This window comes from Ramlibacter montanisoli (genome assembly GCF_013087525.1).
GTDB classification, from domain to species: Bacteria; Pseudomonadota; Gammaproteobacteria; order Burkholderiales; family Burkholderiaceae_C; genus Ramlibacter; species Ramlibacter montanisoli.
In genome coordinates this window covers 3,224,314-3,244,009 of record NZ_JABFCS010000001.1, presented here as the reverse complement: position 1 = coordinate 3,244,009, position 19,696 = coordinate 3,224,314, and the positions used below count along the sequence as shown (strand labels likewise).

Below are 19,696 nucleotides of genomic sequence, written 5' to 3'. Positions count from 1 at the left end.
AGCGTAGCGAACCCCAGCGCTGGGGTGCCGCTTCGCTCGCACCGCCAGCCTACGGGTACGACCGAGGGTCCCGATCTCCGAGCGCCGCCTTCAAGGGATCGATCGGCGCCGCCGGCCGCACGTTCTGGAAGGTCTCCACCACCCGCCGCACGATCTGCTTCTGCTCGTCGGTCCACTTCGCCAGCCGCTCCGAGCCCAGCACGCCCTCCAGCGCGCTGATCAGGTGCAGCTGGAAGTGTTCCGGGTGCGGGTGGGTCGCCACCAGCGAAGTGAGGGTCACGTAGGAAGCCGTGTGCATCGCGATGAGGTGCTGCACCTCGCGCCGGAGCGCCTCTATATCCTCATCCATGGGGTCCCCTTCTTGTTCCGTCGGTTCGCAGCCATCCTAGCAAGCGGCCCGGCATGACCCTTGTCGGACGGCAGCGAAGCGGGGCTTCCATCCGGCCGCGGGCGCCGCTGTGCGAGACTGGCACGATGAGCATGCTCGACGACACCGTCCTGCTGCGTTCGCTGCTCGACGGCCTGCCCGAAGCACTGGTCGTCACGGACACGCAGGGAATCATCCGCTACTGGAACGACGCGGCCGAGCGCCTGTTCGGCCATCCGCGCAGCGAGGCGCTCGGCGCGAGCCTGGACATCCTGATGCCCGAGCGCTTCAAGGCGGCGCACGATGCCGGCTTCGCCCGTGCCGTCGCCACCGGCGAACTGCGCGTGGGCGGCCGCGTCATGCGCACCCGCGCCACGCACAAGGAGGGCCGCAAGCTCTACGTGGACTTCAGCTTCGCGCTGCTGAAGGACGCACAGGGGCAGGTGGTGGGGGTCTACGCGACCGGGCGCGATGCCACCGACGCCCAGCTCAAGGCGGCCGCAGGCTGATCCACGCCGGCGCGTGGTCGCTCGGCTTTTCCCGGCCGCGCTGCTCCGCGTCGACGCCGGCCGCTTGCAGCCGGGGCAGCAGCGAAGGCGTGAGCAGCAGGAAGTCCATGCGGAAGCCCGCGTTGCGGCGGAATGCCGCCTCGTTGACCCAGAAGGTGTAGATGCGCTCGCCGGGATGCAGATGGCGGGTGGCGTCGACCCAGCCCTGCGCGAGCAGCCGCGCGTACTTCTCGCGTGTCTCGGGTTGCAGCACCGCGTCGAAGCGCCAGCTGCCGGCGTTGTAGATGTCGAAGTTGGTCGGCACCACGTTGAAGTCACCGCACAGCAGGACGTCGCGGCCCGAGTCCATCAGCGTGCGCGCGTGCGCGATCAGGCGATCCATCCAGCGCTGCTTGTAGTCGAAGTTGGGGCTGGGCACCGGATTGCCGTTGGGCAGGTACACCGAGACGATGCGCAGGCCGCCGATGTCGGCTTCGAGCCAGCGCGTCGCCGCGTCGCTGTCGTCGCCCGGCAGTCCGCGGCGCACTTCCACCGGCGTCGTGCCGCGCGCGAGGATCGCCACGCCATGGTGCGAACGCTGGCCGTGCCAGATGGCGCCGTAGCCCGCGTCCTCGATCGCCTTGGCGGGGAAGGTCGCGTCGCCGGTCTTGATCTCCTGCAGGCAGGCGACGTCCGGCCGGGCTTCCTCCAGCCACTCGAGCAGCCGGGGCAGCCGGCCTTTGACACCGTTGACGTTGAAAGTGGCGATCTTCACATTTCCAACACGTTTGGCATGTGCATGACACGCACATATGACGCACAAGCGAGTGCAGATTCCCTTGGACGCCATCCGCGCTGCGGCGTATAGTGACCGCATTCCCCTTCGCCTGGCTATCCTTCGTGCCCTTAGCCAGCGGCCGCAGAGCCAGGTCGTCGTGAGTGCACCCTTCCAAGGAGCGTGCATTGAGTCCAGACCAACCTTCTTCCTTCGAACGATGGCAGCAGGCCGAACACGCGGCGCGCGCCGCGGAAAGCTCGCTGTACCAGGCCACCCTCGAACATGCGCGCGGCGCCCCCGGCGACCGCCTCGATGAACTGCGCGCCGATGCGGCGCGCAAGCGCGAACGCGCACGGCAGCTGCTCGCCAAGTCCACCGCGGAAGTGCGCCGCATGGTGGCATCGCTCGAAGCGCCCGGCCGCTCCACGGCCGGCTGCGACGGCCCGCGCTGAGCGGCCGCCGCGCCCGGCTCACAGCACGAAGGGCTGTCCGGTCACTGGCGTGCTCGGCACTGCCATCTCCTGCTTGGCCATGATGCCGGCCTCGTAGCCCAGGCGTCCCGCTTCCACCGCCAGCCGGAAGGCACGCGCCATCCTCACCGGGTCGTGGGCATGCGACACCGCAGTGTTCACCAGCACCGCGTCGAAGCCCAGTTCCATCGCGTGCACGGCGTGCTGCGGCGAGCCGATGCCGGCATCGACCACCAGCACCGCGTCCGGCAGCCGCGCACGCAGCGTGCGCAGGGCGGTGGGGTTCAGCAGCCCCTGGCCGGAACCGATCGGCGCGCCCCAGGGCATCAGGATGCGGCAGCCTGCGTCCATCAGGCGCTGGCAGCTCACCAGGTCGTCGGTGCAGTAGGGGAAGACCTCGAAGCCGTCCTTCACCAGCACGCGCGTGGCTTCCAGCAGCTCGAAGGGATCGGGCTGCAGCGTGTGGTCGTCGCCGATCACTTCCAGCTTGATCCAGTTCGTGTCGAACAGCTCGCGCGCCATGTGCGACAGCGTGATCGCTTCCTTGGCCGTCTTGCAGCCGGCGGTGTTGGGCAGCATGCGCGCGCCGGCCTTGCGGATGATCCCGTAGAAGTCGTTGGGCGTGCCCGCGGCGGCCAGCTGGCGCTTGAGGCTCACCGTCACCACCTCGGTGCCGGAAGCGGCGATCGCCTCCTGCAGCACCTGCGGCGAGGGGTAGCCGGCGGTCCCCTGGAAGAAGCGGCTTTCGAGTTCGACGTCGGCGATGCGAAGTCCCATGGTTCAACCTCCTGTGATGGGCTGGAAAGTGAAGACGGCATCGCCGTCGCGCAATTGCACGGTGGCGCGCGCCGACCGCGGAACGAATTCGCCGTTGACGGCCGTGGCCAGCGCGGCCGGCGGCTGCCCGAGGGCGGCGACCAGGTCGGCGAGCGTCTCGTGGCCTTCCAGCACGCGCGGCTCGCCGTTGATGGTGATCTGCAAACTCATGGTGTCATCTCCTGCAGTGCGCGCTCCACCAGCGCGGGGGCGATCAGCCACCCGTGGCGGAACAGGCCATTGATGCGGGTCAGTCCCTGCTGCGTGTCCAGCAGCGGCAGGTTGTCGGGCAGGGCGGGGCGCAGGTTGCTTTCGCTGTGCACGATGCGCGCCTCGGCGAGCTCGGGCACCACGCTGTGCGCGGCGGCCAGCAGTTCGACCGTGCTGCGCAGGGAGACGGGCGAGCGGTCCTCGCTCTCGATCTCGCTGGCGCCCACGACCACCAGGTCGGGCGCGCGCGGCACCAGGTACACGCGGTGGCGCGGGTGCAGCAGGCGCAACGGCCGCGTGAGCTGCAGCCCGCGCGCCTGCAGCCAGAAGATCTCGCCGCGCACGCCGCGCACCGGCAGCTGCGGCCGCGCGCCCGTGCCGCGCACGTCGAACACCCAGTCGAAGTGTTCCGTGCCTCCGGTGCTGCGCAGCTTGCCTGGCGCCGTCTCGTCCACCGCGCATCCCCAGCGCCAGTGCACGCCGGTCGCGCATGCGGCCAGGGCCTGCATGGCCTGCACGGTGTGGATGCGTCCTTCGTGCGGCAGCAGCCAGGCGTGCGCGGGGCCGTGCACGGCCGGTTCCAGTTCCTTCAGTGCCGCCGGCTCCACCCTCGCAGGCCGGTGGTGAGCAAGGCGAACCCCGGCATCCGCGCCCGCCAGCTTGCCCTCCAGCAGGTCCACGACGCGCCGCGCTGAGCCCTCATCCCCCGATGCGCCAGCAGCAGGCTGCCGTCGAAGCGGCACTCCACGCTCACCGGCAGCCGCGCCAGCAATTGCGGCCACAGCTCCATCGAACGCAGGCCGAGCCGGAACACCGCCTCGTCCGCGCATTCGAGTTCGGCCACCGGGCTCAGCATGCCGGCGGCCGTCCAGCCCGCGGCACCGCGCGCCCCGGCATGCGCTGCGGGATCGAACACGTGGACTGCGTGCCCGGCGCGCGCCAGCTGGAAAGCGAGCAGGCGACCGAGCAGGCCGGCGCCGGCGACTGCGATCTTCATCGTGGCCGGCCGGTGTGGCGAAAGACGGGGGAGGGGGATGCATGCAGCTCTCCTTACGCCGGTACGAACCGGTTCAAGTTCTCGGGTTTGGAGGTTCCATCTCAGCGACGCGGCCCATGCCGCCCGCACCCCGGAGCAAGGCGCCAGTATAGCGCCGGGCCCGCCGCGCCGCCCGCGTGGCTTAGACTGGCCGCACGACCCGGCGGGTGATCGGGCGCAGGAGACAGCTCATGGCCGCGGGCAGCTTCCGCTTGCGCATCAACGGCAGCGAACGCCTCGTGCAGGCGGAGGAGAACGCGCCACTGCTCGACGTTCTGCGCAACGCGTGCGGACTGAAGGGGACGCGCTTCGGCTGCGGCTCCGGCGAGTGCGGCGCCTGCAACGTGCTGGTCGACGGAGTCTCCGTCCCCTCGTGCGACACGCCGGTGTCGGCCGCCGAGGGCAAGGACATCGTGACCGTGGAAGGGCTCGCCGTGCAGGGACAGCCCGGCGTCCTGCAGCAGGCCTTCCTCGCGGAGCAGGCGGGCCAGTGCGGCTACTGCCTCTCCGGCATCCTGGCCACGGCGGCCGCCTTGCTCGCGCGCACGCCGAACCCCGACGAAGCGCAGGTGCGTGCGGCGCTCGACGGCCACCTGTGCCGCTGCGGCGCACACAACCGCATCGTGCGCGCCGTGCTGCGCGCGGCCGCCGCCGGGGCAGGGGCATGACGGAATTGCCGGCCAGCCTGAAGGCCAATCCGCTGCTCGCCCAGTGGCTGTCCATCCTCCCCGATGGCCGCGTCGAGGTGCGCAGCGGCAAGGTCGAACTCGGGCAGGGCATCACGACCGCGCTGGCGCAGATCGTCGCCGGCGAACTCGACGTGGCGGTTTACCGCATCGCGATGGTCCGCGCCAGTACCGCCTGCGGGCCCAACGAGGGTTTCACCTCCGGCAGCCTGTCGGTGCAGGACTCCGGCAGCGCGCTGCGCCAGGTGTGCGCCGAAGCGCGCGCCATCTACCTGCGCGCCGCCGCCCGGCGGCTCGAAGTGGCCGTGGCCGACCTGGAGGTGCGCGACGGCGAGATCGCCGTGCGCGGCGTGCCCGGCGTGCGCATCAGCTACTGGGAACTGGCCGACCCCGCGCTGCTGCAGCGCGCCGCCGACGGGCAGGCCGCGCCCAGGCCGCCCGCTGCCGCGAGCGAGGACGTGGAACGCATCGACCTGCCGGCCAAGGTGCTGGGCCAGCCCGCCTTCCTGCACGACCTCGCGCTGCCCGGCATGCTGCACGCGCGCATCGCGCATCCGCCGTCGCCCGGCGCGACGCTGCTGGAGGTGGACGCCGCCAGCGTCGAGACCCTGCCCGGCGTGGTGCGCGTGCTGCGCGAGGGCAGCTTCCTCGCCGTCGTCGGGCGTGGCGAGCACGAGGCGACCCGCGCGTTGCGCAAGCTGAAGGCAGTGGCGCGCTGGCGCGAAAGCGAGACGCTGCCCGACGTCAACGACCTGGGCACTTTCCTGCGCTCGCAGCCGGTCGAGACCAGCATCGTCGACGAGAAGACTTCGGCGCAGGCGCAGCCGGCGGTGCGCAGCTTCGCCGCCAGCTACTCGCGGCCCTTCCTCGCGCACGCGTCGATCGGCCCGTCCTGCGGCGTCGCCCGTTTCGACGGCGGCCAGCTGGAGGTCTGGACCCACGCGCAGGGCGTGTATCCGATGCAGAAGGACCTGGCGGTGCTGCTCGGGCTGCCGGCGGCGGCGATCACCGTCTCGCACGTTCCCGGCGCGGGCTGCTACGGCCACAACGGCGCGGACGACGCGGCGGTCGATGCGGCGGTGATCGCCCACGCGATGCCGGGCGTCCCGATCCGCGTGCTCTGGACCCGCGAGGACGAGATGAGCCACTCGCCCTTCGGCGCGGCGATGGTGGTCGACGTGCGCGCGGGCGTCGATGCGCAGGGCCGCATCTGCGCGTGGCAGCACGAGATCTGGTCCAACGGCCACAGCATGCGCCCCGGCCGCATGCCGGTGCCGGTGTTCCACGCGGCACCGCTGCTGGACCGGGGCTTCGCGCCGCAGGTGTCCATCAACGTGCCGGTGGCCACGGGCGCGGGGGCCGAGCGCAACGCGGTCCCGGACTACGACTTCCCGCAACGGAAGATCGTCAACCACCGGCTGCTGGCGATGCCGCTGCGCACCTCCTCGCTGCGCTCGCTGGGTGCACACTGCAACGTGTTCGCCGCCGAGTCGCTGATGGACGAGATCGCCGGCGCGCTGGGCGAAGACCCGCTGGCCTTCCGGCTGCGCCACCTTTCCGACGCGCGCGCCGCGAGGTGCTGCTGAAGGTCGCGGAGATGTCCGGGTGGCAGGCGCGCACGCAGCGCGAGGGCGAAGCGCTCGGCCTCGGCTTCGCCCGCTACAAGAACAAGGGCGCGTGGTGCGCCGCGGTGGCGCAGGTGGAGGTGCAGCAGGACATCCGCGTGCGCCGCGTCTGGCTCGCGGTGGACGTCGGCCGCGTCGTGCATGCCGACGGCGTGCGCAACCAGCTCGAGGGCGGCGCCATCCAGACGGTGAGCTGGTGCCTGAAGGAGGCCGTGCAGTTCGACCGCACCCGCGTCACCAGCGACACCTGGGGTGCCTATCCGATCCTGCGCTTCTCCGAGGTGCCGCCCGTGGAGATCGCGCTGGTCGACCGGCCGCAGGAGAAGTCGCTGGGGGCCGGCGAGCCGACCCACGGGCCGCTGGCCGCAGCCATCGCCAACGCCCTGGCCAGCGCCACGGGCGTGCGGCTGCGCGACATGCCTTTCACCTGGGACCGGCTGCGGCAGGCGGCGCTGGCCGCGTGAGCGGGTCGCCTAGTCAGTGAGCCAGCGCACCGCTTCGGCTTCGTCGGTGAAGACGGTGAGGTTGACGCCGGAGCGGCGGGCCGTCTTCTCGCTGGCGCGCGTGATCATGTCGGGGTCGACCACGGAGGCGATGCGGTGCAGGTGGTGCAGCTGCCGCGCCGTCTCCTCGCCGATGGCGTAGTGGTCGGTGAAGCTGGTGAGGGTGCGGATGCCGCGCAGGTCGAACAGCACGCGCCTGGACGTCCAGGTGCCGGTTTCCACCGCGATGATCTGGATCAGCGACAGGAACTGCCCGAGCGAAGGTTCCCCCTTCATGCGGACGACCGCATAACCCTCCCTGTGCTCTACGTCGAAGCTCAGGCTCATGGTTCGAGCATACGGCATGCCGCCGCCGGCGCAGGCAGCATTTTCCTGAGGCCGCACGCAGACGCGACGCAGCGCAGGCCCTCGCGCCGCATCGCGTGAGCACGTGGCGCATCGCGCATGCATGCGGTCCCTACCTTGTCGGGACGAGCTGGATCTTAGGGGGCTCGCCTATTGTTCGCTGCGTCGAAGGCGCGGCACCCAGGCAGCACCCCCGGCGCAATTCCAGCTCACCCGAACAGAGGAAACCACCATGAACCGCACCATCGCTTTCGCCCTGCTCCTCGCTTCCGCCGGCGCGTATGCCGACGACATCACCATGGAGCCGCCGTTCACGTCCACCCTGTCGCGCGCGCAGGTGCTGCAGGACCTGCAACAGCACCGCCAGTCCGGCGTGAACCCCTGGGCCGACGACTACAACCCGGTCGCGGGCTTCCGCAGCGCGCACACCCGCGAGCAGGTCACGCAGGAGTACATCCGCTCGCGTGACGTGGTCGGCGCCTTCAACGGCGAGGACAGCGGCTCCGCATTCCTGGCCCGCCGCGAACCGGCGCATCCGGCCGACACGCAGATGGCCGAGGACGGCACGAAGCTGATCGGCGAATAAGAACGCTCCCGGCCGGGGAGGGGACGCAGGCGCCGCATCGCGGCGCCTGCGTCGTTTGGGGCGTGCGTAAACGCACATACGCAGGCGCGCGGCTTGCCTAGAGTGATGGCGTGGACACCGGTCCACGCCCCCGAAGGAATTCCATGGCCCGCTACCTCCTCACCCTCCTGCTTGCCCTCGCCGCGGCGTCCTCGCTCGCGCTGGGCGACGATCGCGCCGCCCCGCCCGCCGTCGACTTCTGCATCCTGCTGTCCGGGAGCGCCGCATGATCGCCGTCACGGGTGCGACCGGCCAGCTCGGCCGCCTGGTGATCGAGCGGCTGCTCGACACGGTGCCCGCGCAGCAGGTCCTTGCGCTGGCGCGCGATCCGGGCAGGGCGTCCGACCTGGCCGCCCGTGGCGTGCAGGTGCGCGAGGCCGACTACGACCGGCCGCAGACGCTGGAGCGGGCGCTCGCCGGCGTCGACCAGCTGCTGCTGGTCTCTTCCAGCGAGATCGGCCAGCGGGCCCGCCAGCACGCCGCCGTCGTCGATGCTGCCAAGCGCGCGGGCGTCCAACTCATCGCCTACACCAGCGTGCTGCATGCCGACGTGTCGCCCTTGGGCCTGGCCGAAGAGCACCGCCAGACCGAAGCGGCGCTGGCGGCATCGGGCATCCCGCACGTGCTGCTGCGCAACGGCTGGTATGCCGAGAACTACATGCTGGGCATCCCCGCGGCGCTGCAATACGGTGTGGTGATGGGCAGCGCGGGCGAGGGCCGCATCTCCAGCGCCAGCCGGGCCGACTACGCCGATGCCGCCGCGGCGGTGCTCACGGCCGGCGATGCGCAAGCCGGCCGCGTGTACGAGCTCGCGGGCGGCACCCACTTCACGCTGGCCCAGTTCGCCGCGGAACTGGCGCGCCAGAGCGGCAAGCCGGTCAAGCACCAGGACATGCCCGAGGCCGCGTACAAGGCGGCGCTGCTCGGCGCGGGCCTGCCGGAGCCGGTCGCGCAGCTGCTGGCCGATTCGGATGCTTCCGCCGCGAAGGGCGCGCTGCACGGAACGGAGCCCGACCTGGAAAAGCTGATCGGCCGTCCCGCGGCCACCCTGCAGCAGGCCGTCGCCGCAGCCCTGAAGTCCTGAAGCCGTCGGACGACGCCGCACGCGCCGGCGCGGCGGCGTCTCACGCGGCGGCTGCGCGCGCCGTTCGCAGAATGCAGGCCCAACGTCAGCGGGAGAGACATCCCATGAAAAGACTTGCATTGCTGCTCGCGGTCGCCGCGGCGCTCGGCGCCTGCAGCCGGCAGGAAGACAGCGCCTCCACGGCGGCCAGCAGCGTGACACCCGCGCCGAGCAGCGCGACCCCCGCGCCCAGCGCACCGGCGGCGGACACGACCGTCGCCGCCAATACCACCTCGACCTCGCCGGCACCGTCGAGCACCAGCCCCGACGCGAGCAGCACCGCCGCCATGGGCGCCGCGGGCTCCGGCCAGGACACCTACGGCAAGGCCTGCGTGGTCTGCCACGGTGCCGGCGTCGCCGGTGCGCCCAAGCTGGGCGACAAGGGCGACTGGGGCCCGCGCATCGCGCAGGGCAATGACATCCTCTACAAGCACGCCCTCGAGGGCTACACCGGCAAGAAGGGCATGATGCCGCCCAAGGGCGGCAACACCGCGCTGGCCGATGCCGACGTGAAGGCGGCCGTCGACTACATGGTCGCGCAGGGCAAGTAGCGGCGCGCTCAGGCGCCTGACGGCGCGAGCCAGGGGTTGGCCAGGAAGTACTTCTGCTCGAAGCGGCGGATGTCCTCCGCCATCTCCATCGTCAGGCCCACCGCGTCCAGGCCCTTGAGCAGCATGTGCCGGCGCAGGGGTCGAACGCGAAGCCCTGCGTGCGGCCGTCCGCCGTCGCGATCACCTGCCGCTCCAGGTCCACCGTCATCTCGCAGCGCGCGGGATCGGCCGCCAGCGCCAGCAGGCGCTCGACTTCCTCCACCGGCAAGGTGATCGCCGGCACGCCGTTGCGCGCGCAGTTGTCGGCGAAGATGCCGCCGAAGCTGGAGCCGATGACGCAGCGCAGGCCCACCTGCACCATGCCCCACACCGCGTGCTCGCGGCTGGAGCCGCAGCCGTAGTTCGGCCCGGTCACCAGGATCTTCGCGTGGCTCCAGGGTTCGCGATTGAGCACGAAGCCGGCGCGCTGCACGCCCGAGGCGTCGAAGCGCAGGTCGTGCAGGAATCCCAGCGCCAGCCCGCTCTCGCGGTCCACGCCGCGCAGGAACTGCTTGGGCATGATCTGGTCGGTGTCCAGGTTGGCCATGGGCAGTGCCGCGGCGATCCCGGTGAGCGACTTGAAGGCTTCCATCTCAGCGCTCCTCGGCCATCAGCTTGCGCACGTCGGCCAGGGCGCCGGTCACGGCCGCGGCAGCCACCATCGCCGGGCTCATGAGGTGCGTGCGCGCCCCCGGTCCCTGCCGTCCCTCGAAATTGCGGTTGGTGCTGGAGGCGCAGCGGTCGCCGGCGATCAGGTGGTCGTCGTTCATCGCCACGCACATCGAGCAGCCCGCCTGCCGCCATTCGAAGCCGGCTGCGCGGAACACCTCGGCCAGCCCTTCGGCCTCCGCCTGCATCCGCACCTGGGTCGACCCCGGCACCACCAAAGCGCGCACGCCGGCCGCGACCCGGCGGCCGCGCAGCACGCGCGCGGCGTCGCGCAGGTCCTCGATGCGGCCGTTGGTGCAGGAGCCGATGAAGGCGTGGCTGATGGGCAGGCCCTCGAGCTGCTGCCCCGGCTGCAGTCCCATGTACTCCAGCGCGCGCACCGCGCTGCGCCGGCGGGTCGGGTCGGTCTCGTCCGCCGGATCCGGCACCGCCTGCGAGATGGTCGTGCCCTGGTCCGGGCTGGTGCCCCAGGTCACCATCGGCTGGACCTGCGTCCCGTCGAGCGTGACGCTGGCGTCGAACTCCGCGCCGTCCTCGCTGCGCAGGCCGCGCCAGGCCGCCACGGCCTGGTCCCACAGCACGCCTTTCGGCACGCGCTCGCGGCCGTGCAGGTAGTCGAACAGCGTGTCGTCCGGCGCGACGATCGCGCCGCGGGCCGCGGCTTCCACGCTCATGTTGCACAGGGTCAGCCGGCCTTCGACGCCGAGCGCGCGGATCGCCGCGCCGGTGTATTCGATGACGTGCCCGGTGGCGCCGTCGGCGCCGATCCTGCGGATCAGTTCGAGCACGAGGTCCTTGGCCGTCACGCCGGCGCCCAGCCGGCCCCAGACGTCCACGCGCATGGACTTCTGCACCGTGTAGACCAGCGTCTGCGTGGCCAGCAGGTGCTCGATCTCGCTGCTGCCGATGCCGAAGCCCAGCGCGCCCATCGCGCCGTGCGTGGTGGTGTGGCTGTCGCCCGCGGCCATCACCATGCCGGGCAGCACCAGGCCCTGCTCGCTGGCGACGATGTGTTCGATGCCCTGGTGCTCATCCAGCATGTCGTAGAGCGCGATGCCATGCCATTCGCAGTTCTGCTGCAGCAGCTTGACCTGCAGCGAGCGTTCGGCGTCGGCGATCATCATCGTGCGCGCGTTGCGCACGGGCGTGGTCGGGTTCACGTGGTCCACCACCGCGATGGTGGAGGAGGCGGGCCGCCACACGAGCCGGCCGGCCGCGTGCAGCGCCGCGAAGGCCTGCGGGCTGGTGTACTCGTTGAGGACCTGCCGGTCCACGTAGAGCAGCACCTGGCCCGCGTCGCCCAGCCTGCGCACGGTGTGCGCATCCACGATCCGGCGGTACAGCGTGCGCGGCTTCACTTCGTCGGTCCGCCGTTGCCGGCGTAGGCGGCGGTCGCCGCCAGCGCGTCGGCCGTTTCGATGTCGGCTTCGGTGATCCCTTCCGGGAGCACGATGACGCCGTCGTCGTCCGCCACCACGCGGCGGCCGGGATGGAAGGTGACGCCGCCGAAGGTGACGGGCACGTCCACCTCGCCGGCGCCGCTGCGCTCGCCGCGCTTGGGCACGGTGCCCAGGGCCTTGACGCCGACGTCCATCTCGTCGATCTCGCCGCCGTCGCGGATGGCGCCGTTGATGATGAGGCCCGCCCAGCCGTTGCGCGCGGCCACCGCCGCCATCACGTCGCCGAACAGCGCGCGCTGCAGCGAGCCGCCGCCGTCGATCACCAGCACGTGGCCGTGGCCCTGCTGGCCCACCAGTTCGCGCATCAGGCCGATGTCCTCATGGCAGCGGATGGTGCGGATGTTGCCGGAGAAGGCGCGCCGCCGGCCCCAGCCGCGAAAGGGCAGGGCGCAGGGCAGCGCCGCATCGCAGGCGTCGCACAGGTCGGAGGTCTTGAGCGTCACCGTGCTCACTCCAGCGTGATCTTCGCTTCCTTCACCAGCCGGGCGAAGGCGGCGCTGTCGCTGGCGATGAACTTCGCGAAGTCCTCGGAGGAGCCGCCCATGATCTCGCCGCCCTGCGAGGCGATCTTCTCGGCCACCTCGGGCATCTTCAGGATCGCGGCGATCTCGGTGTTCAGGCGGCGCGTGATGTCCGCCGGCATCTTCGCCGGGCCCATCACCGCGAACCACTGCAGCATCTCGGCGTTCTTCACGCCGGCTTCCGCCATGGTGGGCACGTCGGGCAGGAGCGCCGAGCGCTTGTTGCTGGTGATCGCCAGCAGCCGCAGCTTGCCCGCCTTGGCGTGGGTCATCACGTTGGGCGGGCTCTCGAAGTTCAGTTCCACCTGGCCCGAGAGCAGGTCGACGATCGCCTGGCCGCTGCCCTTGTAGGGGATGTGCGTCATCTGCGTGCCGGTGGCCAGCTGGAAGCGCTCGGCCGCCAGGTGCTGGGCGCTGCCGCCGCCGGAGGATGCGTAGCGCAACGCGCCCGGCTTGGCCTTCGCAAGCGCCACGAACTCCTTCACGTCCTTGGCCGCGACGCTGGGATGCACCGTCAGCAGCAGCGGCGTGTTGGCCACCGGGATGATCGGCGTGAAGTCGCTGAGGATGTTGTAGGGCAGCTTGGGATAGAGCGCCGGCGCCACCGAGTTGGAGTTGCTGTGCGCGAGCAGCAGCGTGTAGCCATCGGGCTTGGCCTTGGCCACCTGGTCGGCGCCCAGCGTGCCGGCGGCACCCGGCTTGTTCTCCACCACCACGGGCTGGCCCAGGCGCTCGGACAGCTTCTGGCCGATCAGGCGCCCGAGCACGTCGGTGAAGCCGCCGGGCGCGAAGCCGACCACGATGCGGATCGGCTTGTCGGGCCAGGCCTGCGCCTGGACGGAGCTGGCGGCGAAGGGCAGGGCGAGGGCCAGCGCGGCTGCGGCGAGCAGCGAGCGGCGGGAGGGGAAGTTCATGTTCGTCTCCGGGAGGACTGCGGGGGAAGCGGCCATTTTGCCTGCGCAGGCCGGGTCAACTTTCGATGGACAGTACGCGATGTCCGGAAAGAGGCTATGATGGCCCTCGCTAGACGTTCACCAGACCGTTCATCATCAGGTCTCTTCTCCACCGCCGGCCCCGCCGGCGCGTCGTTGTTTGAATTCCCCACCGATGCTCCTCTAGGCGTTTCGCACTCCGCGAGGCACGTTGCCGCGCGGCAATTCCCGAAAGGAAAATCGAATGCAGACCAATCAAGCAACCCAGACCGGAGTCGTCAAGTGGTTCAACGAGAGCAAGGGCTACGGCTTCATCGCCCCCGATGACGGCGGCAAGGACCTGTTCGCCCACTTCCGCGAGATCCAGGGCGCCGACGGCTTCAAGACGCTGGCCGAAAACGCCCGCGTGCAGTTCAGCGTGACCCAGGGCCCCAAGGGTCCCCAGGCCAGCAACATCGTCACGATCGCCTCCTGATCGTCACGCTGGCGCCGCTGCGGCCTTCGCGCCCGCAGCGGCGCTGCTCCCATGCCGGGAGCACGAATCCACAGAAGAACAACGATGCAAGACAACATCCACAGCCCGCTCAACGTGGGCAAGTACCTCATTTCCCCCTCACCCGCGCCATCGAGAACGGCTGGTTCGCCTGCTCCGTGTCGATCCGCTCGGGCAGCGGCCGCAGCACCAGCGACCGCATCCTGCGCCTGACGCGCCTGTTCCGCGACCCGCTCACCGCCGCCGACTACGCGCGCGCCGAAGCGATGAAGTGGATCGCGGCGCCGGGCACCTTCGCCGCCGCCTGAAGCCGGTTGCCTAGCCGCGCGCAGCGGCGCGGTCGGCCCGGTCCTGCAGCGCAGCGACCGTGGGCAGCCGGAACGAGAACTCCGAACCCTTCCCGATCCCCGGGCTCTTGGCCTGCACGGTCCCGCCGTGCAGTTCCACGATCTGCCGCACCAGCGCCAGGCCCACGCCGATGCCCGTGTTCATGCCAAGAGAGCTTCGCGCGGCAATGTGGCTCAGCGCGGGCCCGCGCGTCGCGCGACCTCAGGCCAGCTGCGACTTGAAGAACGCGACCGTTCGGCCCCAGGCCTGCTGGGCCGCGGCCGCGTCGTAGCGAGGCGTGGTGTCGTTGTTGAAGCCGTGTTGCGTGCCCGGGTACTGCACCATCGTGTATCTCACCCCGGCGGCACGCAGCGCCGCCTCGTAGGCGGGCCAGGCCGCATTGATGCGCTCGTCCACGCCAGCCAGGTGCACCAGCAGCGGCGCCTTCACCTTCGCGGCTTCTTCCGGTGCCGGGCTGTTGCCGTAGAAGGGCACCGCCGCGTTCAGGTCGGGCAGCTGCGTCGCGAGCCAGTGCACGATGCCGCCGCCGTAGCAGAAGCCGACCGCGCCCATCTTGCCGTTGCCGTCGGCGCGCGCGCGCAGCCAGGCGACGGCGGCCAGGAAGTCCTGCCGCGTCTTCGCCTGGTCCAGCGTGGCGAAGGCGGCGCGCGCCTTGTCCTCGTCGCCCGGGTAGCCGCCCAGCGGCGTGAGCGCATCGGGCGCGAAGGCCATGAAGCCGTCGAGCGCGAGACGGCGCGTGATGTCCTCGATGTGCGGATTCAGGCCGCGGTTCTCGTGCACGACGAACACGGTGGGCAGGCGGGCCGCGCCCGCGGCGGCGGGCCGCACGAGGTAGCCGTTGATGCTGCCGTGGCCGGCAGGGGAGGCGACGCTCGCGCGTTCGGCCTTCAGCCGCGGATCGTCGGGGCGCACCTGCTGGCCCAGAGCGAAGTCGGGGCTGAGCGCGGCGAGCAGGCCCGCTGCCGTGACGCCTGCCTTGGCGAAGCGCTGCGCGCGGTCGAGGAAGCCGCGCCGGTCCATGTCGCCGTGCACGTAGGCGTCGAAGAGGATCAGCAGTTCCTGGTCGAAATCCTGGACGGTGAGGCGAGGCGGCATCGTCACTCCTTGGCGGGTCGGGCGAGTGTAGCGATGCGCCGGAGTTTTGACAGCGCGGCGGGAGCGCACTAGCCTCATGACCATGCCCACCAAACTGTTCACCAGCGGCCGCGTCCGCAAGGCGGAGTACGACCCGGCCTCGCGCCAGCTGGACCTGCATTGGGACAACAAGTCCGTGCTCGCGTACAAGCACGTGCCCGAGGAGGTGTTCCGCCGCCTCTGCAGTGCGCCGAATCCGGCCACCTACTGGGAAGACCGCATCGCCGAGGAGTATCCGAAGGGACGGCCGATGAATCCGGGCACGAGGTCGGGCGGCAAGGACCTCGGCGACCTGTTCGGCAAGGAAGACGAATAGCCTGCCGTCGCGCGCTGCCCGCGCGGATCAGGAGTCCTGGCCGAAGGTGGTGGAGCGGGCGAAGGCGACGGTGCCGCGCAGCTTGTTCGAGCGTTCGAACAGCAGGTCCAGGTCGATCTGCGTGGCCTGGTGGTCTTCCGCCGGCGGCGCAGCGGGAGCTGGCTCAGGCAAGGGTGCGGCCTGCGCGGACTGCGTGACTTGCGAGGGCGCCACATGGCTGCTGGGCGGGGCGCCCGTCGATTGCAGCGAGGCCGGGCCGGTGCTCGCGGGCGTGCCGGTGCCGGCCTTGCGCGCCATGCGCTCCACCGTGCGGGCCAGGCATTCGCGGCCCGCTTCCTTGGTCATCGGATCGGCGAGGTTGGCGATCTCGTGCAGCGCGTCGCGCAGCAGCGTCGGTTCCGGCTTGGGCAGGCGCCTCTTCTCGAGGCGGGCGCGGACCAGGGCGTAGACCTGGCGCGCGGCGCAGAAGCGCGTCTCCAGTTCCGCCTTCGATGCGCGCGAGAGGATCAGCGCGATGCCGCCGGCCAGGATCAGCCAGGTCTGGTGCACCTGCGGGTCGTCCGCGCGCAGCACGGGGAGGTCCCCGAACGGCGAGCGCAGCCACCCGCCAGTGGCGCGTACCCAGCTGATGATGGTTGCCATTGCGGCGCGTGCTCCGTTTCCCTGTGGGCGGTTGCCCCAGCTGAATGTACGGCCGCAAGGGCCGGGAAGCCCCACGCCGATTCGCACTGTTACAGCCGAGCCAGGGAAAAGTCCGCGCGCGCCGCCGCCGGTCCGCCGGAGCCTACCTTTCGCTCCCGGCCACGGCGTCACCCCAAGGCGACAACACCTCCGTGCAACCCATGTTGCGACCTGTGTCGCGCATGACGCCGGCGGGGCACGCGAACAGGTAGGGGAAGGCCATGCGCCGGCCCGGCACCGTGGGCATGACTTCCGCCAGCGCGTCCAGGATCTCCGGCCCCAGCGCCTGGTCGGCGACCACCTGGCCGCTGCCGCTGACGTCGATGCGCGGCTGGTGGAAGGCCTGGTCCAGCGTCATGCCGTGGTCGAGGATGAAGGAGCTCAGCTGCATCACGGCGCCCAGGATCTTGCGGCCGCCCGAGGCGCCGAGGGCGAACTGGCGGCCGTCGCCGGCGATGCCCACCACGGGACAGTAGTTGGCCAGCACGCGCTTGTCCGGCGCCAGCGAATTCGGCTTGCCGGGCTCGGGGTCGAACCACATGATGCCGTTGTTCAGCAGCAGCCCGGTGGAGGGCGACACCACGCGCGAACCGAACACCGACAGCAGCGTCTGCGTCACCGAACACATGTTGCCGTGGCGGTCGACCACGCTGAAGTGCGTGGTGCAGGGCGGTGCGCTCGGGCTCTCGTGGTCGCCCATGTTCTCCAGCCGCGTGCGGAAGGCCGCGTCCAGCGCGCGCGCCATCGCCTGGTAGGCCTGCGGGCCCGGGCCGCGGCCGTCCGGCTGCAGTTCGCGCTCCAGGCTGCTGCAGTGCCTGCGCGAAGGTCGGGCCGCCGGTCAGGCCGGGCGCGGCGTGCAAGTGGTGGCCGCGGTAGGGCACCACCAGCGGCTCGGCCCAATGCGCCTGGTAGGCCGCCATGTCCGGCTCGCCCAGGCAGCCGCCCTTGGCGCGCACGTCGCGCACCAGCGCGCGCGCCAGCTCGCCTTCGTAGAGCGCACGCGGTCCTTCGTCGGCGATCCGCTGCAGGGTGCGGGCCAGGGCCTGCTGGTCGATGCGGCGCTCGGCGCTGCCGGTCCACGAGCCGAGGATGGGCCAGCGGCCTTCGTCGAGGAACATGGCGGCCGCGTCCGCATCGAGCGACAGGGCCTTGGCGCAGGACGCGGTGATCAGGCCGGAGTACCAGTCCGCCAGCATGCCCTGCCGTGCGAGCTGCACGGCCGGCAGCACGAGGTCGCGCCAGCCCTGGTTGCCGTAGCGCGCGTGGGCCAGCCCCAGGCCGGAGACGACGCCGGGCACGGCGACGGCGGTGGCGCCCTGCACGTTGCGGTCGTCCACCACCGCCGGCCAGGGGAACAGGTCGGCGTTGCGGCCGGCGCCGCTCAGGGGATAGTCCGCGGGATCGAGGGCACGCGGCGAGCGCATGCCGTAGTCCACGACATGGGCGCGTTGCTCGTCCGCGCGCCACAGCACCATGGCACCGCCGGCCATGACGCCGCTCATCCAGGGTTCGAGCACGCCGAGCGCGAAGGAAGTGGCGACCGCGGCATCGACCGCATCGCCACCCGCCGCGAGCACCGCGGCACCCACGCGCGCCGCGCCCTTGTGCTGCGAGGCGACCACGCCGGCCTCGGTGGCGATCACCGCCTTGCGGACGGACTGGGTGTTGGAGAGGTTGTCATCGACCATGCGCTGGCCAATGTAGCGAGGGGCGGGCCGGCGGGCACCGCGGTTTTCCCTCTGCCGGGCGCGGTCAGCGCCACATGGCGGCAGCCGCGGTCCACAGCACGACGCAGGCCAGCAGCACGGATGCGACCAGCTGCGCCAGCAGTTTCAGGGTGGTGGGGACCGCCTTCATCCTGCCAGTGTGGCGGGGCGGTCCTGAACGGAGCCTGAACGAAGCTCCGGGAAAACGGGTCTAGCCGGGAACCGCGCAGCCGTTGCGGCAGCAGTACTGGCGCGAGCCGGCCAGCAGGAAGGAGCGCAGGCCGGAGCGCGGCACGTGCCGGCCGCAGCGGAAGCAGCTCATGGTCGCGCCGAACGCGCCGGGAAAGTCCGTCCCGCTGGATTTCGACACGTAGCGCAGGCCATCGGCGCGCAGCTCGGTCTTGACGTCGTCTTTCAACTGCAGTTCTCCTCGCCGGCGGTCTTCCGGACGGGCAGCGCTCACTTGGGTTCGGGGGCTGGGGGACGACGGCGGCGGGAACGGGGGCGGCGGGGTCCTGTTCCTGTTCGTGCGGCTCCTTGCGGCCCAGCGCCTTCTCTTCCTTCTTGCGCTTCTTCTCCAGCTCGCGCTGGCGCTTGGCGAATGCGTAGTTGGGTTTGGCCATCGGCGTGTCTCCTGTTCGACTCTCTGACCAGCCCCTGCGAGGCGCAAGGCTGGCGCGGAACCGACGCCAGGAAGATCAACGATGGGGGATTCGACTGCGACACGCCCGGCAGGGGCGCGAAGGGGAAGAGGCCTCAGGATGACTGTCTTGCAGACGTCGGGCCGGACCATCGTAACCCATTTGCCGAGCCGCGGCCACGCCGGGAGGCCCGGCCGCGCAAGGCCCTGCGGGCACTGGTCTTGCTCAACCCGCGGGCGCGCCGAACTGCTACCTTTGCAGGATGGAGAACGAGCCCGCCTCACCCCCAGCGTCCCGCCCGACGCGCGTCCTGGTCGTGGACGACGAAAGGGACGGCGCGGACACGCTGGCGCAGCTGCTCGAGATGCTGGGCTTCGAGCCGATCGTGGCCTACGACGGCGAAGCCGGCGTCGCCGCGGCACTGGAGCACAGGCCGGCGGTGGTGATCCTCGACCTGCACATGCCGCACATGGGCGGCGTGCTGGCCTGCACGCGGATCCGCCAGGCCGCGGGCACCGAGGCGATCAAGGTGGTGGCGCTCACCGGGTCGAACTCCACGACCGACCGCGAGGCCGCGCAGCTCGCCGGCTTCGACCACTTCCTGCTCAAGCCGGTGATGGTGGCCGCCTTGCTGCAGGTGCTGCCGCCGGCGGCGGGCTGAGCGCATCGCGGCCTCCTACAGGTAAAGCGGCAGTGTCCCTGCGCCGGTGAACGGCCGCGCTGCGCAGACTGGCTGCAGCAATGAACATGCTGTGAGGTCCGTCCCATGAAAGCTCTCCTTCTTCCCCTGGCCGCCGTCGCCGTGCTGGCCGGCTGCGCCAGCTACGGCGATCCCTACGGCTACGGCTACGGCCAGCCCGGCTACGGCCCGGCGAACGTGCAGTACCAGACCGGGCCGGTCTATACCTATGGCAGCTATCCCGGCAACTACGGCAGCTACCCCGCCGCCACCTATCCGGGGAGCCAGGGCAGCTATCCGGGCAGCTACGGCACCTATCCCTATGGCAGCGCTCCGTCCTATCCCTACGGCACCGTGCAGCAGGACAGCGACGGCGACGGCACGCCCGACCACCAGGACCGCCGTCCGAACAATCCCTACCGCCGCTGAGGCTGCAGGCGGCGCGGCTTGTGCA

Annotated in this window: 31 protein-coding genes, 2 pseudogenes and 1 riboswitch; of the genes and pseudogenes, 15 read left to right on the top strand and 18 right to left on the bottom strand. The window is 71.1% G+C overall.

The annotated features are described in order from the left end of the window. Nucleotides 1–49: 49 nt before the first annotated feature. The gene (locus HK415_RS16000; protein ID WP_171561084.1) at nt 50–349 is read right to left on the bottom strand and encodes a hypothetical protein; all 300 of its coding nucleotides are present in this window, start codon (nt 347–349) and stop codon (nt 50–52) included. A 125-nt stretch (nt 350–474) separates the two neighbouring features. Here HK415_RS16000 and HK415_RS15995 point away from each other — a divergent pair, with 125 nt between their 5' ends. Further along, a complete protein-coding gene (locus HK415_RS15995) occupies nt 475–876 on the top strand; it encodes a PAS domain S-box protein (protein WP_171561082.1) in 402 nt (133 codons plus the stop codon). Here the strand turns inward: HK415_RS15995 and xth are convergent. Beyond that, nucleotides 857–1,630, bottom strand: a complete 774-nt coding sequence (gene xth / locus HK415_RS15990; protein ID WP_309246721.1) for an exodeoxyribonuclease III — start codon at nt 1,628–1,630, stop codon at nt 857–859. The genes HK415_RS15995 and xth overlap by 20 nt on opposite strands. Nucleotides 1,631–1,818: 188 nt before the next feature. On the opposite strand from xth, the gene HK415_RS15985 reads away from it, so the two are divergent. After that, nucleotides 1,819–2,085, top strand: a complete 267-nt coding sequence (locus tag HK415_RS15985; protein ID WP_171561078.1) for a hypothetical protein — start codon at nt 1,819–1,821, stop codon at nt 2,083–2,085. An 18-nt stretch (nt 2,086–2,103) separates the two neighbouring features. On the opposite strand, the gene HK415_RS15980 is transcribed toward HK415_RS15985, so the two are convergent. From HK415_RS15980 to HK415_RS15970, 3 genes and pseudogenes are all read right to left on the bottom strand, one after another. Beyond that, a complete protein-coding gene (locus HK415_RS15980; RefSeq protein ID WP_171561076.1) occupies nt 2,104–2,880 on the bottom strand; it encodes a thiazole synthase in 777 nt (258 codons plus the stop codon). Between the two features lie 3 nt (nt 2,881–2,883). Beyond that, nucleotides 2,884–3,090: a sulfur carrier protein ThiS gene (gene thiS, locus HK415_RS15975; protein WP_171561073.1), complete on the bottom strand. Its 207-nt coding sequence runs from the start codon at nt 3,088–3,090 to the stop codon at nt 2,884–2,886. Then, nucleotides 3,087–4,126, bottom strand: a pseudogene (locus HK415_RS15970) (FAD-dependent oxidoreductase). Before HK415_RS15970 ends, thiS begins: the two are co-directional and overlap by 4 nt. 33 nt (nt 4,127–4,159) lie before the next feature. Continuing rightward, nucleotides 4,160–4,269: riboswitch (TPP riboswitch) on the bottom strand. Nucleotides 4,270–4,356: 87 nt separating this feature from the next. Between HK415_RS15970 and HK415_RS15965 the strand changes: the two are divergent. Genes HK415_RS15965 through HK415_RS24020 form a run of 3 tightly spaced genes read left to right on the top strand, consistent with a single transcriptional unit; the run spans nt 4,357 to nt 6,940 of the window. Next, nucleotides 4,357–4,833 carry a (2Fe-2S)-binding protein gene (locus HK415_RS15965; RefSeq protein ID WP_171561071.1) on the top strand — a complete coding sequence of 159 codons (477 nt, stop codon included), beginning with the start codon at nt 4,357–4,359 and terminating at the stop codon, nt 4,831–4,833. Continuing rightward, nucleotides 4,830–6,437, top strand: coding sequence for a molybdopterin cofactor-binding domain-containing protein (locus HK415_RS15960; protein ID WP_253261913.1), 1,608 nt, complete (start codon nt 4,830–4,832; stop codon nt 6,435–6,437). The genes HK415_RS15965 and HK415_RS15960 overlap by 4 nt, the downstream gene beginning before the upstream one ends. Continuing rightward, entirely contained in the window at nt 6,428–6,940 is a 513-nt protein-coding gene (locus HK415_RS24020) for a molybdopterin cofactor-binding domain-containing protein (protein WP_216369809.1), read from the top strand. The genes HK415_RS15960 and HK415_RS24020 overlap by 10 nt, the downstream gene beginning before the upstream one ends. A 9-nt stretch (nt 6,941–6,949) precedes the next feature. Here the strand turns inward: HK415_RS24020 and HK415_RS15955 are convergent, their stop codons facing one another. Beyond that, nucleotides 6,950–7,255, bottom strand: coding sequence for an STAS/SEC14 domain-containing protein (locus HK415_RS15955; RefSeq protein ID WP_171561068.1), 306 nt, complete (start codon nt 7,253–7,255; stop codon nt 6,950–6,952). Nucleotides 7,256–7,556: 301 nt separating this feature from the next. On the opposite strand from HK415_RS15955, the gene HK415_RS15950 reads away from it, so the two are divergent. The 3 genes from HK415_RS15950 (at nt 7,557) to HK415_RS15945 (ending at nt 9,033) form a co-directional block, all read left to right on the top strand. Continuing rightward, nucleotides 7,557–7,910: a DUF4148 domain-containing protein gene (locus HK415_RS15950; RefSeq protein ID WP_171561066.1), complete on the top strand. Its 354-nt coding sequence runs from the start codon at nt 7,557–7,559 to the stop codon at nt 7,908–7,910. A gap of 143 nt (nt 7,911–8,053) precedes the next feature. After that, nucleotides 8,054–8,179, top strand: coding sequence for a hypothetical protein (locus tag HK415_RS25930; protein ID WP_256373059.1), 126 nt, complete (start codon nt 8,054–8,056; stop codon nt 8,177–8,179). After that, a complete protein-coding gene (locus HK415_RS15945; protein ID WP_171561064.1) occupies nt 8,176–9,033 on the top strand; it encodes an SDR family oxidoreductase in 858 nt (285 codons plus the stop codon). Before HK415_RS25930 ends, HK415_RS15945 begins: the two co-directional genes overlap by 4 nt. 85 nt (nt 9,034–9,118) lie before the next feature. Here the strand turns inward: HK415_RS15945 and HK415_RS26495 are convergent, their stop codons facing one another. Further along, nucleotides 9,119–9,361: a hypothetical protein gene (locus tag HK415_RS26495; protein WP_309246720.1), complete on the bottom strand. Its 243-nt coding sequence runs from the start codon at nt 9,359–9,361 to the stop codon at nt 9,119–9,121. Here HK415_RS26495 and HK415_RS26490 point away from each other — a divergent pair. Beyond that, entirely contained in the window at nt 9,360–9,623 is a 264-nt protein-coding gene (locus HK415_RS26490) for a c-type cytochrome (RefSeq protein ID WP_309246719.1), read from the top strand. The two genes, HK415_RS26495 and HK415_RS26490, sit on opposite strands and share 2 nt — an antisense overlap. A gap of 8 nt (nt 9,624–9,631) precedes the next feature. Here HK415_RS26490 and HK415_RS27610 read toward each other — a convergent pair whose 3' ends face one another. Genes HK415_RS27610 through HK415_RS15920 form a run of 5 tightly spaced genes read right to left on the bottom strand, consistent with a single transcriptional unit; the run spans nt 9,632 to nt 13,226 of the window. Next, complete coding sequence (locus tag HK415_RS27610) at nt 9,632–9,748, bottom strand: hypothetical protein (protein WP_507236454.1); 117 nt, start codon at nt 9,746–9,748, stop codon at nt 9,632–9,634. Further along, nucleotides 9,715–10,254 carry a 3-isopropylmalate dehydratase small subunit gene (leuD, locus tag HK415_RS15935; protein ID WP_253261912.1) on the bottom strand — a complete coding sequence of 180 codons (540 nt, stop codon included), beginning with the start codon at nt 10,252–10,254 and terminating at the stop codon, nt 9,715–9,717. The genes HK415_RS27610 and leuD overlap by 34 nt, the downstream gene beginning before the upstream one ends. Before the next feature lies 1 nt (nt 10,255). Further along, a complete protein-coding gene (gene leuC / locus HK415_RS15930; RefSeq protein ID WP_171561060.1) occupies nt 10,256–11,689 on the bottom strand; it encodes a 3-isopropylmalate dehydratase large subunit in 1,434 nt (477 codons plus the stop codon). Continuing rightward, nucleotides 11,686–12,243, bottom strand: a complete 558-nt coding sequence (gene rraA / locus HK415_RS15925) for a ribonuclease E activity regulator RraA (protein WP_171561056.1) — start codon at nt 12,241–12,243, stop codon at nt 11,686–11,688. The genes leuC and rraA overlap by 4 nt, the downstream gene beginning before the upstream one ends. Next, on the bottom strand, nt 12,240–13,226 hold the full coding sequence (locus tag HK415_RS15920) for a Bug family tripartite tricarboxylate transporter substrate binding protein (protein WP_171561054.1): 987 nt from the start codon (nt 13,224–13,226) through the stop codon (nt 12,240–12,242). The genes rraA and HK415_RS15920 overlap by 4 nt, the downstream gene beginning before the upstream one ends. Nucleotides 13,227–13,488: 262 nt before the next feature. Here HK415_RS15920 and HK415_RS15915 point away from each other — a divergent pair, with 262 nt between their 5' ends. Further along, nucleotides 13,489–13,719 (top strand): cold-shock protein, encoded by a 231-nt coding sequence (locus HK415_RS15915; RefSeq protein WP_171561052.1) that lies wholly within the window; start codon nt 13,489–13,491, stop codon nt 13,717–13,719. 176 nt (nt 13,720–13,895) lie between these two features. After that, nucleotides 13,896–14,045, top strand: coding sequence for a hypothetical protein (locus tag HK415_RS15910; protein WP_171561049.1), 150 nt, complete (start codon nt 13,896–13,898; stop codon nt 14,043–14,045). A gap of 10 nt (nt 14,046–14,055) precedes the next feature. Here HK415_RS15910 and HK415_RS15905 read toward each other — a convergent pair whose 3' ends face one another. Both HK415_RS15905 and HK415_RS15900 read right to left on the bottom strand, forming a co-directional pair. Next, entirely contained in the window at nt 14,056–14,229 is a 174-nt protein-coding gene (locus HK415_RS15905; RefSeq protein ID WP_171561047.1) for an ATP-binding protein, read from the bottom strand. Nucleotides 14,230–14,286: 57 nt separating this feature from the next. Next, complete coding sequence (locus HK415_RS15900) at nt 14,287–15,180, bottom strand: dienelactone hydrolase family protein (RefSeq protein WP_171561045.1); 894 nt, start codon at nt 15,178–15,180, stop codon at nt 14,287–14,289. A gap of 76 nt (nt 15,181–15,256) precedes the next feature. Between HK415_RS15900 and HK415_RS15895 the strand changes: the two genes are divergently transcribed. Next, entirely contained in the window at nt 15,257–15,535 is a 279-nt protein-coding gene (locus tag HK415_RS15895; RefSeq protein ID WP_171561042.1) for a KTSC domain-containing protein, read from the top strand. A gap of 27 nt (nt 15,536–15,562) precedes the next feature. On the opposite strand, the gene HK415_RS15890 is transcribed toward HK415_RS15895, so the two are convergent. The 3 genes and pseudogenes from HK415_RS15890 to HK415_RS25340 all read right to left on the bottom strand — a co-directional run. Next, entirely contained in the window at nt 15,563–16,108 is a 546-nt protein-coding gene (locus tag HK415_RS15890; RefSeq protein WP_171561040.1) for a hypothetical protein, read from the bottom strand. Nucleotides 16,109–16,319: 211 nt separating this feature from the next. After that, the gene (locus HK415_RS25345; protein WP_253261911.1) at nt 16,320–16,961 is read right to left on the bottom strand and encodes a gamma-glutamyltransferase; all 642 of its coding nucleotides are present in this window, start codon (nt 16,959–16,961) and stop codon (nt 16,320–16,322) included. A gap of 121 nt (nt 16,962–17,082) precedes the next feature. Then, a pseudogene (locus HK415_RS25340) lies at nt 17,083–17,793 on the bottom strand (gamma-glutamyltransferase); the annotation flags it as partial. On the opposite strand from HK415_RS25340, the gene HK415_RS26485 reads away from it, so the two are divergent. Next, nucleotides 17,705–17,920, top strand: a complete 216-nt coding sequence (locus HK415_RS26485; RefSeq protein WP_309246718.1) for a hypothetical protein — start codon at nt 17,705–17,707, stop codon at nt 17,918–17,920. The pseudogene HK415_RS25340 and the gene HK415_RS26485 overlap by 89 nt on opposite strands. A 213-nt stretch (nt 17,921–18,133) precedes the next feature. Here the strand turns inward: HK415_RS26485 and HK415_RS15880 are convergent, their stop codons facing one another. Beyond that, on the bottom strand, nt 18,134–18,340 hold the full coding sequence (locus HK415_RS15880) for a hypothetical protein (protein ID WP_171561038.1): 207 nt from the start codon (nt 18,338–18,340) through the stop codon (nt 18,134–18,136). Nucleotides 18,341–18,879: 539 nt separating this feature from the next. On the opposite strand from HK415_RS15880, the gene HK415_RS15875 reads away from it, so the two are divergent. After that, nucleotides 18,880–19,224, top strand: a complete 345-nt coding sequence (locus HK415_RS15875) for a response regulator (RefSeq protein ID WP_171561035.1) — start codon at nt 18,880–18,882, stop codon at nt 19,222–19,224. Nucleotides 19,225–19,329: 105 nt separating this feature from the next. Next, the gene (locus tag HK415_RS15870; RefSeq protein WP_171556302.1) at nt 19,330–19,671 is read left to right on the top strand and encodes a hypothetical protein; all 342 of its coding nucleotides are present in this window, start codon (nt 19,330–19,332) and stop codon (nt 19,669–19,671) included. Nucleotides 19,672–19,696: the final 25 nt, after the last annotated feature.

What these genes read in the sequence shown, in the direction of transcription:
- HK415_RS15915 (WP_171561052.1), top strand. Translation starts at nt 13,489, where the DNA reads ATGCAGACCAATCAAGCAACCCAGACCGGAGTCGTCAAGTGGTTCAAC.
- HK415_RS25930 (WP_256373059.1), top strand. Translation starts at nt 8,054, where the DNA reads ATGGCCCGCTACCTCCTCACCCTCCTGCTTGCCCTCGCCGCGGCGTCC.
- HK415_RS15900 (WP_171561045.1), bottom strand. Translation starts at nt 15,180, where the DNA reads ATGCCGCCTCGCCTCACCGTCCAGGATTTCGACCAGGAACTGCTGATC.
- HK415_RS16000 (WP_171561084.1), bottom strand. Translation starts at nt 349, where the DNA reads ATGGATGAGGATATAGAGGCGCTCCGGCGCGAGGTGCAGCACCTCATC.
- HK415_RS15950 (WP_171561066.1), top strand. Translation starts at nt 7,557, where the DNA reads ATGAACCGCACCATCGCTTTCGCCCTGCTCCTCGCTTCCGCCGGCGCG.
- HK415_RS26485 (WP_309246718.1), top strand. Translation starts at nt 17,705, where the DNA reads ATGACGCCGCTCATCCAGGGTTCGAGCACGCCGAGCGCGAAGGAAGTG.
- HK415_RS15960 (WP_253261913.1), top strand. Translation starts at nt 4,830, where the DNA reads ATGACGGAATTGCCGGCCAGCCTGAAGGCCAATCCGCTGCTCGCCCAG.
- HK415_RS15870 (WP_171556302.1), top strand. Translation starts at nt 19,330, where the DNA reads ATGAAAGCTCTCCTTCTTCCCCTGGCCGCCGTCGCCGTGCTGGCCGGC.
- HK415_RS25345 (WP_253261911.1), bottom strand. Translation starts at nt 16,961, where the DNA reads ATGGCGCGCGCGCTGGACGCGGCCTTCCGCACGCGGCTGGAGAACATG.
- HK415_RS26490 (WP_309246719.1), top strand. Translation starts at nt 9,360, where the DNA reads ATGGGCGCCGCGGGCTCCGGCCAGGACACCTACGGCAAGGCCTGCGTG.
- HK415_RS15945 (WP_171561064.1), top strand. Translation starts at nt 8,176, where the DNA reads ATGATCGCCGTCACGGGTGCGACCGGCCAGCTCGGCCGCCTGGTGATC.
- HK415_RS15895 (WP_171561042.1), top strand. Translation starts at nt 15,257, where the DNA reads ATGACCATGCCCACCAAACTGTTCACCAGCGGCCGCGTCCGCAAGGCG.
- HK415_RS27610 (WP_507236454.1), bottom strand. Translation starts at nt 9,748, where the DNA reads ATGCTGCTCAAGGGCCTGGACGCGGTGGGCCTGACGATGGAGATGGCG.
- HK415_RS26495 (WP_309246720.1), bottom strand. Translation starts at nt 9,361, where the DNA reads ATGGCGGCGGTGCTGCTCGCGTCGGGGCTGGTGCTCGACGGTGCCGGC.
- HK415_RS15905 (WP_171561047.1), bottom strand. Translation starts at nt 14,229, where the DNA reads ATGAACACGGGCATCGGCGTGGGCCTGGCGCTGGTGCGGCAGATCGTG.
- HK415_RS15920 (WP_171561054.1), bottom strand. Translation starts at nt 13,226, where the DNA reads ATGAACTTCCCCTCCCGCCGCTCGCTGCTCGCCGCAGCCGCGCTGGCC.
- thiS (WP_171561073.1), bottom strand. Translation starts at nt 3,090, where the DNA reads ATGAGTTTGCAGATCACCATCAACGGCGAGCCGCGCGTGCTGGAAGGC.
- HK415_RS15955 (WP_171561068.1), bottom strand. Translation starts at nt 7,255, where the DNA reads ATGAAGGGGGAACCTTCGCTCGGGCAGTTCCTGTCGCTGATCCAGATC.
- leuD (WP_253261912.1), bottom strand. Translation starts at nt 10,254, where the DNA reads ATGGAAGCCTTCAAGTCGCTCACCGGGATCGCCGCGGCACTGCCCATG.
- HK415_RS15995 (WP_171561082.1), top strand. Translation starts at nt 475, where the DNA reads ATGAGCATGCTCGACGACACCGTCCTGCTGCGTTCGCTGCTCGACGGC.
- HK415_RS15965 (WP_171561071.1), top strand. Translation starts at nt 4,357, where the DNA reads ATGGCCGCGGGCAGCTTCCGCTTGCGCATCAACGGCAGCGAACGCCTC.
- HK415_RS15980 (WP_171561076.1), bottom strand. Translation starts at nt 2,880, where the DNA reads ATGGGACTTCGCATCGCCGACGTCGAACTCGAAAGCCGCTTCTTCCAG.